At 62.4% G+C, this 13132-nt stretch carries 3 protein-coding genes, 1 tRNA gene and 2 rRNA genes (1 of these 6 cut by a window edge); 2 read left to right on the forward strand and 4 right to left on the reverse strand.

What is annotated here, in order from left to right; translation table 11 throughout:
* Positions 1 to 124: 124 nt before the first annotated feature.
* A complete protein-coding gene (locus tag EKH55_RS14255) occupies positions 125 to 2179 on the forward strand; it encodes an O-linked N-acetylglucosamine transferase, SPINDLY family protein (protein ID WP_069458988.1) in 2055 nt (684 codons plus the stop codon).
* Positions 2176 to 3354: a UDP-galactopyranose mutase gene (glf, locus tag EKH55_RS14260; RefSeq protein ID WP_069458987.1), complete on the forward strand. Its 1179-nt coding sequence runs from the start codon at positions 2176 to 2178 to the stop codon at positions 3352 to 3354. The genes EKH55_RS14255 and glf overlap by 4 nt, the downstream gene beginning before the upstream one ends.
* Here glf and EKH55_RS14265 read toward each other — a convergent pair.
* From EKH55_RS14265 to EKH55_RS14280, 4 genes are all read right to left on the reverse strand, one after another.
* The gene (locus tag EKH55_RS14265; protein WP_151611656.1) at positions 3351 to 10658 is read right to left on the reverse strand and encodes a hypothetical protein; all 7308 of its coding nucleotides are present in this window, start codon (positions 10656 to 10658) and stop codon (positions 3351 to 3353) included. The two genes, glf and EKH55_RS14265, sit on opposite strands and share 4 nt — an antisense overlap.
* Before the next feature lie 276 nt (positions 10659 to 10934).
* A tRNA-Met gene (locus EKH55_RS14270) sits at positions 10935 to 11011 on the reverse strand.
* A 222-nt stretch (positions 11012 to 11233) separates the two neighbouring features.
* Positions 11234 to 11348 (reverse strand): 5S ribosomal RNA (rrf, locus tag EKH55_RS14275).
* A 237-nt stretch (positions 11349 to 11585) separates the two neighbouring features.
* A 23S ribosomal RNA gene (locus EKH55_RS14280) occupies positions 11586 to 13132 on the reverse strand (it continues 1250 nt past the right edge of the window).

Genomic DNA, 13132 nt, shown 5'->3' on the forward strand with positions numbered 1-13132 from the left:
TCCTTACGTCACCGCGCCGCGCGTCTTTTCAGACGCGCGGCGTTGTCGTTAGGACCGCAAATTATCCCGTGGAAATCCGTGGCGAAGAGTTGCGGCTCCGGCTGCCAGACCGTCAATTCTCGACATGTCTACAGCCCCGAATCATGCATCGGCCCCTCTTGCGCCTCTCGCGTCGGTGCTGGACTTCGCCCGCACCCAGCGCCTGTCCCTGACGGACCTGCTCCAGCATGCGGAAGCGCGCAGCGGCGCCGGGAACCCGGTCGAGGCAGCCGAGATCTACAAGGTCTGGATCGCGTACAACGACACACACCCTTTCCTGCACCTCGTCTATTTCAACTATTCCGTCACGCTTCGTCAGCTCGGCGACATAGCGGGGTCGATCCACGCGCTCAGGGCCTGCTTGAAACTCGATCCGCGCTTCGCCCAGGCCCATATCAACCTCGGCCGCGCCTTCGAAGACAGCGGGCTCGCCACGCAAGCCATTCAGCAATGGCGCAGCCTCGTCGAGTTAACGGCGGAGAGCACGGCCGAACGGGTGGCGCATCGCCTGATGGCGCTTCAGCACATCGGCCGCGTCATGGAGAATGCCGGCCTGCTGGAAGAGGCGGAGACCGCCCTGTGGCAGGCAATCGAATTGCGGCCGGACAAGACCGAGGCCGGCCAGCATTGGAGCGCTCTCAGGCAGCGCCAATGCAAATGGCCGGTCCTGGTGCCGTCGGAGCATGCTTCCATGCGGCAGCTTCTCGACGCCATGTCGCCGCTGGCGCTTGCCTGCTATTCCGACGATCCGCTGTTCCAGCTCGCCAAGGCCTGCCGCTACAACAAGTCCTTCGTCGGACGTCCCGACTTGAGCGGCTTCTCCCGCAGGATGCCGAAGCGGAAGACGGGAACCGGCGAGCGCCTTCGCGTCGGCTATGTTTCCTCGGATCTGCGCGACCATGCGGTCGGCTTCGCGCTCAGGGAAGTGCTGGAACTGCACGACAAGAAGAGCGTCGAGATCTATGCCTATTATTGCGGCGATCCGGTTTCGAACGACGCAACGCAGACGCGGATGAAGAATGCCGTCGACTGCTGGCGCGACATCGCTCAGCTCAGCGACGCGGACGCGGCGAGGCAGATCACCGCCGACGACGTCGATATTCTCGTCGACGTCAACGGCTACACCAAGCACGCGAGAACGAAGATCTTCGCCTATCGTCCGGCGCCGGTCATCGTCAATTTCTGCGGCTATCCGGGGTCTATGGGCAGCCCCTTCCATCAGTATATGATCGCGGACGAGCGCATCGTCCCGCCCGAAAACGAGATCTACTACTCCGAGAAAGTGCTGCGCATTCCATGCAGCCAGCCCGTCGACCGCAAACGGGTGATCGCAGACGAGCCGTCACGGGCGGAAGCGGGGCTGCCGGAGGACGTCTTCGTCTTCGCCTGCTTCAACGGCATGCAGAAGATCACCGAACCCACCTTCGCCCATTGGATGACGATCCTGAAGGCGGCGCCCGCCAGCGTGCTCTGGCTGCTCACCGGAGGCGACGCCGTGGATCAGCGCCTGCGTCAGACGGCGGAGAAGGCCGGTGTCGCGCCCGACAGGCTCATTTTCGCGCCCAAGGCGCCGAATGCAAGGCATCTCGCCCGGATCGCACTCGCCGATCTCTTCCTCGACACCTTCCCCTACGGCGCCCACTCGACGGCGGCCGATGCGCTGACCATGGGACTACCCGTCCTGACATTCCCCGGCAAGAGCTTCGCGGCACGCTTCTGCCATAGCATCGTTGCCGCCGCCGGCATTCCGGAACTGATTTGCAGCGGTCCGGAACACTATGTGGAAAAGGCGATTGCCCTTGCGAAAGCGCCCGCGGAGCTCGCAACGATCCGCGAGGCGCTGCAGGCCGGACGCGAGACGAGCGTGCTCCGCGACATTCCTGCTCTTGCCCGCAGGCTCGAAGAGCTGTTCTGGCAGATGCAGGCTGAATGCGAGCGCGGCGAGACACCGGTGCCGGACCTCAGCAATCTCGACCTCTATTACGAGATCGGGGCCGAATGCGTGGAGGGCAACATCGCATTCTCGGACGATCGGACCTATCGCCAGCGCTATCTGGAGAAGCTGACAGCCTTGAACGCCTACGCTCCGATTCCCGCCGACAACCGCCTCTGGACGGCAGAGACCGTTTCCGCGACATGATAAAGCTAAAGAGCGGGAAAATTGCAGTGGTCGGCGCCGGACTTTCGGGTGCGGTGATCGGGCGCGAACTCGCCGAAGCGGGGCACCAGGTCGAAGTCTTCGATACGCGCGACCACATCGCCGGCAATTGCCACACCGAACGCGACAAGGAAACGGGGGTGATGGTCCATGTCTATGGACCGCACATCTTTCACACGGATGACCGCGAAGTCTGGGACTATGTGAACCGCTTCGAGCGATTCATGCCCTACAGAAATCGCGTCAAGACGACGAGCAAGGGGCAGGTCTATTCCCTGCCTATCAACCTGCACACGATCAATCAGTTTTTTGGCAAGTCCTTACGGCCGGACGAGGCGCGCGCCTTCATCGAAGAACAGTCCGACACGACGATCGCAGATCCGAAGACGTTCGAGGAACAGGCACTGCGCTTCATCGGCCGGGAGCTCTATCAGGCGTTCTTCGAGGGATATACCGAGAAACAATGGGGCTGCTCCCCGGCCGAGCTGCCCGCTTCCATCCTGAAGCGGCTTCCGGTGCGCTTCAATTACGACGACAACTACTTCTTTCACACCTATCAGGGCATGCCGGAAAACGGCTATACCGTAATGGTCGGGCGAATTCTTGATCATCCGAACATCACGGTTCATCTCCAAACGCGCTTCCATCGAGACTGGAGCGGTGACTTCACGCAGACGTTCTATTCCGGCCCGCTCGACGGCTATTTCGACTATGAATACGGGCGCCTGGGATACCGCACGCTGGATTTCGAGCGCTTCACCTATGAAGGCGACTACCAGGGTTGCGCCGTCATGAACTACGGGGACGCTTCGGTCCCCTATACGCGTATCACCGAGCACAAGCACTTTTCGCCATGGGAAGAGCATTCCGGTTCGGTCTGCTATCGCGAATACGCGCGCGCCTGCGGCCCGGATGACATCCCCTACTATCCGATCCGCCTGGTCGAGGATAAAACACAACTCGCGCAATATCTCGCGCGGGCGGCTCAGGAACCCTTCGTCACCTTTGTCGGCCGCCTTGGAACATACCGCTATCTCGACATGGACGTGACCATCCGCGAGGCGCTGGACGCGGCGCGGGACTTCCTGTCCGGCAGCGCCGCGCGCGCGTCTGATCCAAAGCGCCAGGCATCATCCCGTCTGCTGGAATCAACCTAGCCGAGAGCCAGATAGGCCTCGATGACGGCGGCGATCTGATCCGAGTTCAGGGACCCCATCTGCGACTCCATCAGGGCGTTGAGCTGGGCGCTCGTCAGATTGGATATGTCTTCCGTTGAAAGCCCCGCGACACCGGTCGAACTGAACGACCTGACATCTTCCGTCGAGAAGGTGGCGAGATCCTCCGTGGTCAACGCCGCGACCTGCGCCGACGTCAGAGCGCCGACCTGCCCCGGCGTCAAGGCCTCGGCCTGCGCCGTCGTCAGAGCAGCCATGACTGCGGTTCTCAAGCCGGACACGGCGCTCGTGCTCAAGGCGACGACATGATCGGTGGAGAACTGGGCGATGGCATCCGTACCGAGTGCGGCGGCCTGTATTGCATTCAGAGCGGCGATCTGCGACGTGGACAGCGCCGCGATCTGATCGGTGTTCATCGCCGCCACTTGATTGTAACTCAAGGCCGCAACCTGGCTCGTCGTCAAGGCGGCGATCGCATCGGTGGACAGCGCCGCGACGAAGGTCGTGGACAGCCCCTTTATCGCAGGCGCGCTGATCGCCGCGAGTTCCGCCGTCGAGAAGGTGTTGATATCCTCCGTGGACAGACCCGCGAGCCCAGCCGAACTCAAGGCGGCAACCTGGCTGGTGGATAGCGCGTCGATCTGCTCCGCGCTCAGCGCCGCGACCTGGATGCTGCTCAGCCCGGCTATGGCGGCCGTGCCCAAAGCCGCAATCTCCGCCGTCGAAAGTCCGGCGATGAAGTCCGTGGCCAGTCCCGAAATGCCTTGCGAACTGATCGCCGCCAGTTCCTCGGCCGAGAAGGTGGCGAGATCGTCTGCGGAGAGCCCCGCAAGCCCATCCGCAGTCAACGCGCCGATCTGAGCGATGGAAAGCGCATCGATCTGATCGGCGCTGAGTGCTGCCACCTGACCGCTGGTCAGGCCCGCAATACCGGTTGTGCTCAAGGCTGCCATCTGGGCCGTCGAGAGAGCCGCTATGCCACCGGTGCCGAGAACCGCTACCTGATCGGAGCCGAGGGCGGCGATCTGCGCCGTGGTCAGTGCCTCGATCTGGTCGATGTTCAAGGCCGTGATTTGGCCGGTGGAAAGGCCAGAAACGCCAGCCGTGCCCAGGGCGGCGATCTGCTCGGTCGAGAGCGCGGCGATCGTGCTCGTCGACAGGCCCGTTATGGCGCTTGCACTGATCGCCGCGATCTTCGCGGTCGAGAACGTCTCCAGGTCGTCAATGCCGAGCGCAGCTATCTGCTTCGAACTCAGCGCCGCCACCTGGCGAGACGTCAGGGCGTCGACCTGGTCAGTGCTCAAAGCTGCGATCTGCGCGGTGGAAAGACCTGCGATGCCGCCCGTGCCGAAAGCGGCGATCTGCTCGGTCGACAGTGCGGCGATCGTGCTCGTCGACAGGCCCGATATGGCGCTCGAACTGATCGCCGCGATATCGGCGGTCGAGAATGACTCCAGATCGTCCAGTCCAAGCGCAGCAATCTGCATCGAGGTCAACGCCGCAACCTGAAGGGAGGTCAAGGCTTCGACGTGGTCGACGCTCAAGGCCGCCAGCTGGTCGGTGGAAAGGCCGGCAATTCCGGCCGTCCCCAGGGCCGCGATCTGACTTGTCGAAAGGGCTGCCAAGCCGGCCGTGCTGAGGGCCGCAACCTGCTTCGAGCCGAGCGCGCCCACTTGCGCCGCGGTCAGCGCCTCGACCTGACCGGTGGTCAAGGCGGCGATCTGGCCGGCGGAAAGCCCCGCAATGCCGGCCGCGCTCAAGGCAGCGATCTGCTCCGCCGATAGCGCGGCAACCGTACCGGTGGACAGGCCCGATATCGCGCTGGAACTGATCGCCGCCATGTCTGCGGTCGAGAAGAGCTCCAGATCGTCCACGTCCAAGGCCGCAATCTGGGTCGCACTCAACACTGCCACCTGGACAGAGGTCAGAGCCTCGATCTGAGCGGCGCTGAGGACAGCGATCTGGTCGGTGGAAAGACCCTTGATACCCGTTGTGCCCAGGGCGGCGATCTGGCTCGCCGACAGGGCCGCAATACCGCCAGTGCCCAGAGCCGCGACCTGTTTGGAGCCAAGGGCGCCGGCCTGCCTCGTCGACAGGGCTTCGATCTGCTCGGTGGCCAAGGCAGCGATCTGGACGGTCGATAGGCCGGCGATACCCGACGCGCTCAGGGCGGCGATCGTCTCGGTCGAGAGGACTGCGATCGTCGCCTTGGACAGGCCCGCCACGGCACTCGAACCGAGTGCCGCAATCTCGGCGGTCGTGAACGCCTCCAGATCGTCCGGTCCGAGGGCGGCTACCTGGGTGGAGGTCAGTGCACCCACCTGAAGCGTGGTCAAGGCCTCGATCTGGTCGCCGGTCAGGGCAACGATCTGCGTCGAGGTCAATCCCGCGATGCCCGCCGTGCTCAAGTTGGCGATCTGGGCGGTCGAGAGCGCCGCCACGCCGTCGGTGCCAAGCGCCATGACCTGTTTTGAACTCAAAGCGTTGACCTGGCTCGTCGACAAAGCCTGGATCTGCGCACTGGTCAGCGTATGGATCTGGCTTGTGGACAGGCCGGCGATGGCCGCCGCGTTCAAGGCGCCGATCTTATCCGTCGAGAGGGCGGCGATCGTGTCCGTCGACAGTCCGGCCACGGCGTTCGAACCAATTGCCGCGATTTCGGCGGTCGAGAAGGTCGCTATGTCGTCCGTGCTCAGGGCGGCGATCTGCTTGGCGCTGAGAATGCCGATCTGAGCGGTCGTCAGCGCCTCGATCTGGGCATTGGTCATCGCGGCGATCTGCGTGGTCGTCAATCCCGCTATGGCTGCCGTGCTCAAGGTCGCGACCTGGTCCGTCGTGAGAGCCGCCATGCTGTCGGTGCCGAGCGAGGAGACGGAACCGAGGGCGCCGATCTGGGCGGCGGTCAAGGCCGCCAGTTGATCGGTGCTCAAGGCTGCGATCTGCTTCGTGGTCAGCCCGGCAATGGCCGCGGTGCTCACTGCGGCGACCTGATCAGTCGAAAGGGCTGCCACAGCGGCGGTGGTGAGGCCGGATATGGCATCTGCGCCGATCGCCGCAATGTCGTTGGTGGAGAAGGTCGCTATGTCATCACTGCCGAGGGCGGCAAGCTGCACGGCACTGAGCACACCGACCTGCGCGGTGTTCAGGGCCTCGGCTTGGCCAGTGCTCAGGGCAGCGATCTGCCGGGTGGACAGGCCCGCAATGCCGGCTGCGCTGAGCGCTTCGATCTGTTCCCTGGTGAGGGCGCCCACGACCGCTGTGGTCAATCCCGCTATGGCGCTCGATCCGATGGCCGCGATGTCCTTGAGCGAGAAGGTTGCGATATCGTCCGCTTCAAGCACCGCAAGCTGCGCAGAACTGAGCGCGGCGACCTGGGTCGGGGTCAGTGCCTCGACTTGGTCGCTGCTCAGGGCCACGATCTGGCCCGTGGAGAGACCCGCAATTCCAGCCATGCTCAGGGCGGCAATCTGGTCCGTCGAGAGGGCCGCTAGATCGCCCGTGCCGAGGGCGCTCACCTGCGCCGAAGTCAATGCAGCAATTTGCGTGACACGCAGGACTGCAATCTGGTCGCTCGTCAATGCGGAAATCTGGGCCGTGGAAAGACCCGCAATGCTGGCCGTGCTCAGGGCGGCAATCTGATCCGGCGAGAGCGCTGCCACGACGGCTGTGGTCAGCCCCGGTATGGCATTCGAACCGATCGCCGCAATGTCCTTCGTGGAAAAGGTAGCTATGACGTCGGCACTGAGGGCCGCGAGTTGCGCGGAGCTGAAAGTGCCGACCTGGACTGGGGTCAAAGCCGCCGCCTGCTCCGTGCTCAGGGCAACGATCTGTTTGGTGGACAGGCCCGCAATGCCGGCGGTGCTCAGGGCGGCGATCTGACCGGTCGAAAGGGCCACGATATCGTCAGTACCGAAGGCCGCAACCTGCGATGACGTGAGCGCCGCCACCTGCTTGGTCGTGAGGGCCGCGACGTGGCCGGTGCCCACCGCCTCAACCTGTTTGGTGGTGAGCCCGGCGATGGCCACCGTGCTCAGGGCAGCGATCTGGTCGGTCGAAAGAGTCGCCAGGACGGTCGTGGTCAATCCCGAAATGGCAGGCGAGCCGATGGCCGCAATGTCCTTCGTCGAGAAAGTTGCAATGTCGTCCGTTTCCAGCACTGCGAGTTGCGTGGAGGTGAGAGCGCCGACTTGGGCCGTGGTCAAGGCCTCCATCTGCGCAGTGCCGAGCGCAACGAGCTGTTTGGTGGTAAGCCCGGCGATGGCGGCCGTGCTCAAGGCGGCGATCCGGTCGGTCGAGAGCGAGGCCAGCACGGTCGTGGTCAGGCCTGATATGGCGCTGGAGCTGATCGCTGCTATCTCACTGGTCGAGAATGTTGCCAGACCGTCCGTTTCCAGCACCGCGAGTTGCGCAGAGCTGAGCGCGGCGACCTGGGTGGAGGTGAAGGCTTCGAGCTGGTCGGTGCTCAGCGCAACGATTTGCTTGGTGGAAAGGCCGGCAATGCCGGCCGTTTTCAGAGCGGCGATCTGGTCGGTCGACAGGACTGCTATATTGGTCGTGCTGAGAGCAGTAACCTGTGTCGAACTCAGCACCGCAACCTGCTTGGTGCTCAGAGCGGCAATTTGGTCAGTGCTGAGTGCGGCGATCTGATCGGTCCCGAGCCCACCGATGCCGGCCACGCTCAGGGCGAGGATCTGGTCGGAGGACAAGCTCGCGACCTTGTCCGTTCCGAGCGCTGCGACTTGCGCGGAACTGAGCACCGAAACCTGCTTGGTCCCGAAAGCGGCAATCTGGCCGTTAGTCAATCCATCGATCTGGTCGGTGCTCAGGCCCCTGATGCCGGCCGTGCTCAGAGCCGTGATCTTGTCCGTGGAAAGCGCCGCTATGGTTTCGACGGAAAGACCCCTTATGGCGCTGGAGCCGATCGCCGCGATGTCCGCGGTCGAGAAAGTTGCGATGTCCTCAGCGTCTAGCGCCGCCAACTGTGCCGAGCTGAGAGCGCCGGTCTGCACAGAGGAAAAGGCTTCGACCTGGGCGGTGGACAGGGCCTCGACCTGATCCGTGCTCAGGCCTACGATACCCTTCGTGCTGAGGGCGGCAATCTGGGCGGTGGAAAGGGCCGCAACAGTGTCGGCAGAAAGGCCCGCTATGGCGCTGGAGCCGATCGCCGCGATATCCGCGGTCGAAAAGGCTGCTATATCGTCGGCGGCCAACACCGCGAGCTGGATCGAACTGAGGGCACCCACCTGCGTGGAAGACAGGGCTTCGAGCTGGAGAGTGGACAAGGCCTCGACCTGATCCGTGGTCAAACCGGCAACGCCCTTCGCGCTCAAGGCGGCAATCTGGTCCGTGGACAGGGCGGCGATATTCTCCGTGCTGAAGCCGGCGACCTGAGTCGAACCCAACGTCCTGATTTGTGCCGTGGACAGGGCGGCGGCCTGAAGCGTTGAGAGTACACCGAGCTGCGTGGCCGTCAGGCTCGCGACAGCGCTTGTGCTCAAGGCGGCGACCTGATCGGCCGAAAGTGCGGCGACCGCAGCCGTGGTCAGGCCCGCTACCGCCTTATCACTGATCGCCGCGATATCGGCGGTCGAGAATATTGCAATATCGTCCGTCCCAAGCGCCGCAAGCTGTTTCGAACTGAGCGCCTTTACCTGCGGCGCTGTGAGCGCTTCGGCCTGGCCGGTCGACAGCGTGGCAATCTGCGCTGTCGTCAGGCCCGCGATGGCCTTCGTGGTCAGTGTGGCGATCTGGTCCGTCGTCAGGACCGCGATGTTTCCCGTGCTCAGGGCCGCCACTTGCGTCGCACTCAATGTCCTGACGGTCAGCGCTGTGGCCTGGGCGGTCGATAAGGCGCCTATTTGTGTGGTCGTCAGGCTCGCGATAGCACTGGTGGTCAAAGCGGTAATCTGGTCGGTGGAAAGCGCCGCAATCGCGTCGGTGGTCAGGCCTCCAATGGCTTTGTTGCTGATCGCTGCGATATCGGCGGTGGAGAATGCCGCAATGCCGTCGGTCCCGAGCGCTGCAAGCTGCCTCGAGCTCAGCACCTTCACCTGTGCAACAGACAGCGCCTCGACTTGGGTCGGCGACAGAGCGGCGAGCTGCCCCGTCGTCAGGCCGGAGACGGCTGTCGTGTTGAGGGCAGCGATCTGATCCGTGGAGAGCGCCGCGAGCGCCGCCGTCGTCAGGCCGGCTATCGCTCTATTGGTGATAGCCGCAATATCGACGGTTGAAAACGCCGCGATATCGTCCGTTCCGAATGCGGCAAGTTGTCTTGAGCTCAGTGCCTTCACGTGCAAGGCGGTCAGCGCTTCCGCCTGGCCCGTCGAAAACGCATCGATCTGCGCGGTCGTCAGGCCCGTGACGCCCGTCGTGCTCAGAGCCGCGATCTGATCCGTCGACAGGACCGCGATGTTGTCCGCGCCCAGGGCGGCGACCTGCGCCGGGCTCAACGTCCGGACCTGCGCGATGGACAGAGCCGCCGCCTGTGCGGTCGAAAGAACGCCGATCTGTTTGACCGTCAAACTTGCGACCGCACCCGTGCTCAAGGCGGCCAGCTGATCCGTCGAAAGCGTTGCGACGACCTCGGTGGACAGCCCCCCTACGGCCTTGTTGCTGATTGCAGCAATATCGCCGGTGGAGAGTGTCGCGACGTCATCCGTACCGAGCACTGCAACCTGCCTTGAGCTCAGCGCGCTGACCTGGAAGGACGACAGTGCCTCGATTTGGGCGGTCGACAAGGCCGCGAACTGTGCCGTGGTAAGCCCCGCGACAGCGCTGGTGCTCAATGCGGCAATCTGCTCGGTCGAAAGTGACGCTATGACGTCGGTGGCAAGACCGGACACCGCCTGCCCGCCGATGGATGCGATGTCGGCAGTCGAGAAGGTCGCCAGATCCTCGGCGCTGAGCGCCGAGAACTGCAACGCACTGAGGGCGCCGACCTGAGACGACTGCAAGGCTTCCGCCTGAACCGTCGTCAGCGCCCTGATCTGCGCTGTGGTGAGCCCCGCAACCTGATTCGTTCCCAGGCTTTCTATGTCGTATTTGTCGAGCACGGCCAGTTGATCCAGCGTCAGCCCGACGATGGCGCTGCGTGAAATCGCGGCAAGTTGCTGGTTGCTGAGGACATCGACATCCTCGGTATCAAGGGCCGCGATCTGGGCAGAGGAAAGCACGCTGATCTGCTTCGTGGTGAGCAACGCCACATCTTCCGTGGACCAGGCAGCAACCGCCGCAGTCGAGAGCGCTCTGATCTGACTGGTGCTCAGGGACGAAATGGTCGAGCTCATGCGTGCAAACCCTTGCGGTTCGGACAATCCTGTTCGCCGCCTGTCGCTCCGGAAACCACGCGCGTGTCCACGGTCGAGGGCTGACGCAGTCCGCCCTACCGGTTACGACCGGTCGCACGGACTCACCACCTCTAGGAAAGGTGACTTGCCCGAAGCTGATATTGAAACGCTTCGCGTTTTCGGGGGGTGAACCGCAGGAGCGCGCCTGTGCCGTGCCCCGAAACGCAAAAATCCCCGCTGTTTTGGCGGGGATGATGGGAGTGTGTGCTGTTGATCTGGTTGCGGGGGCAGGATTTGAACCTGCGGCCTTCAGGTTATGAGCCTGACGAGCTACCGGGCTGCTCCACCCCGCGTTATGCTTGTCCGGGTTTTCTTGCCCGGTTGTTTGTCTGTTTGCCCGTCCTCGGCCGTTCGGCCTGCGGGCGTTCGGGGCTGCTCCACCCCGCGTTATGGTTCGAATGGTTTGTTTCGCCGTTTTGTCGGCGTGTGAGAGAAGATGTTTTTTGTTTTCGCCGCTGCCTTGTCCTTCACGGCTTTGCCGTGAAGGGGAGCGGCGTTTTTGTTGCGCTTTGCAGACCTGGCAGCGACCTACTCTCCCGCGTCTTGAGACGAAGTACCATCGGCGCTGGGGCGTTTCACGGCCGTGTTCGGAATGGGAACGGGTGCAGCCACCCCGCCAGAACCACCAGGTCGGCAAAGCGCAAGCTTTTGCGCCCTAAGGGCGCAAATTGATTTCGAGAAGCTGGTGAAGCGATTGCTTCGTTTTTTTTGAACACGTCTTCGACGGCGCTTGGGGCACTCATCGGAGCTTTAGCTCCGCAAGGCCAAAGGCCGTCGCGCCTTTTGGCGCGCCCTCCCGGAGGCATCCGCGACAGCGGATCGCCGTGAGGGCTAAAAGCTCATCTTCGATGAGCATGAGCAATGGGAACGATCAAGCCGATCGAACGATTAGTACCGGTAAGCTTCATGCGTTGCCGCACTTCCACACCCGGCCTATCAACGTGGTCGTCTTCCACGGTTCTCGAGGGAATACTCGTTTTCAGGTGGGTTTCCCGCTTAGATGCCTTCAGCGGTTATCCCTTCCATATATAGCTACCCTGCTATGCCCTTGGCAGGACAACAGGTCCACCAGAGATATGTCCATCCCGGTCCTCTCGTACTAGGGACAGATCCTGTCAATATTCCTACACCCACGGCAGATAGGGACCGAACTGTCTCACGACGTTCTGAACCCAGCTCACGTACCGCTTTAATTGGCGAACAGCCAAACCCTTGGGACCTGCTCCAGCCCCAGGATGCGATGAGCCGACATCGAGGTGCCAAACAACCCCGTCGATATGGACTCTTGGGGGTCATCAGCCTGTTATCCCCGGCGTACCTTTTATCCGTTGAGCGATGGCCCTTCCACGCGGGACCACCGGATCACTATGACCGACTTTCGTCTCTGCTCGACTTGTCAGTCTCGCAGTCAGGCGGGCTTATGCCATTGCACTCGACGAGCGATTTCCGACCGCTCTGAGCCCACCATCGCGCGCCTCCGTTACTCTTTCGGAGGCGACCGCCCCAGTCAAACTACCCACCATACACTGTCCCGGATCCGGATGACGGACCGCGGTTAGACATCCATGACGATAAGGGTGGTATTTCAAGGATGGCTCCACGAGAACTGGCGTCCCCGCTTCAAAGCCTACCACCTATCCTACACATGCCGACACGAATGCCAGTGTAAAGCTATAGTAAAGGTGCACGGGGTCTTTCCGTCTGACCGCAGGAACCCCGCATCTTCACGGGGAATTCAATTTCACTGAGTCTATGTTGGAGACAGCGGGGAAGTCGTTACGCCATTCGTGCAGGTCGGAACTTACCCGACAAGGAATTTCGCTACCTTAGGACCGTTATAGTTACGGCCGCCGTTTACTGGGGCTTCGATTCAGAGCTTGCACCCCTCCTCTTAACCTTCCAGCACCGGGCAGGCGTCAGACCCTATACGTCGTCTTGCGACTTCGCAGAGCCCTGTGTTTTTGATAAACAGTCGCTACCCCCTGGTCTGTGCCACCCCATCATGGTTGCCCATAATGGGGTCACGCTTCTTCCGAAGTTACGCGTGCAATTTGCCGAGTTCCTTCAACATAGTTCTCTCAAGCGCCTTGGTATACTCTACCTGACCACCTGTGTCGGTTTCGGGTACGGTCTATACGGTGGAGCTATTTCCTGGAACCGCGTCCAAGCCCGGACAATCCAATAAGTCCGGACAAGTCAAGCGATCCGTCACTACCACCAGGCCCACGAATATTAACGTGGTTCCCATCGACTACGCGTGTCCGCCTCGTCTTAGGGGCCGGCTAACCCTGCTCAGATTAACTTTAAGCAGGAACCCTTGGTCTTTCGGCGAGAGGGTCTCTCACCCTCTTTATCGTTACTCATGTCAACATTCGCACTTCCGATACCTCCAGGACCCCTCACGGGTATCCCTT

It is taken from the genome of Sinorhizobium alkalisoli, assembly GCF_008932245.1.
In the GTDB taxonomy this organism is placed as follows: Bacteria; Pseudomonadota; Alphaproteobacteria; order Rhizobiales; family Rhizobiaceae; genus Sinorhizobium; species Sinorhizobium alkalisoli.

What these genes read in the sequence shown, in the direction of transcription:
- EKH55_RS14255 (WP_069458988.1), top strand. Translation starts at nt 125, where the DNA reads ATGTCTACAGCCCCGAATCATGCATCGGCCCCTCTTGCGCCTCTCGCG.
- glf (WP_069458987.1), top strand. Translation starts at nt 2,176, where the DNA reads ATGATAAAGCTAAAGAGCGGGAAAATTGCAGTGGTCGGCGCCGGACTT.
- EKH55_RS14265 (WP_151611656.1), bottom strand. Translation starts at nt 10,658, where the DNA reads ATGAGCTCGACCATTTCGTCCCTGAGCACCAGTCAGATCAGAGCGCTC.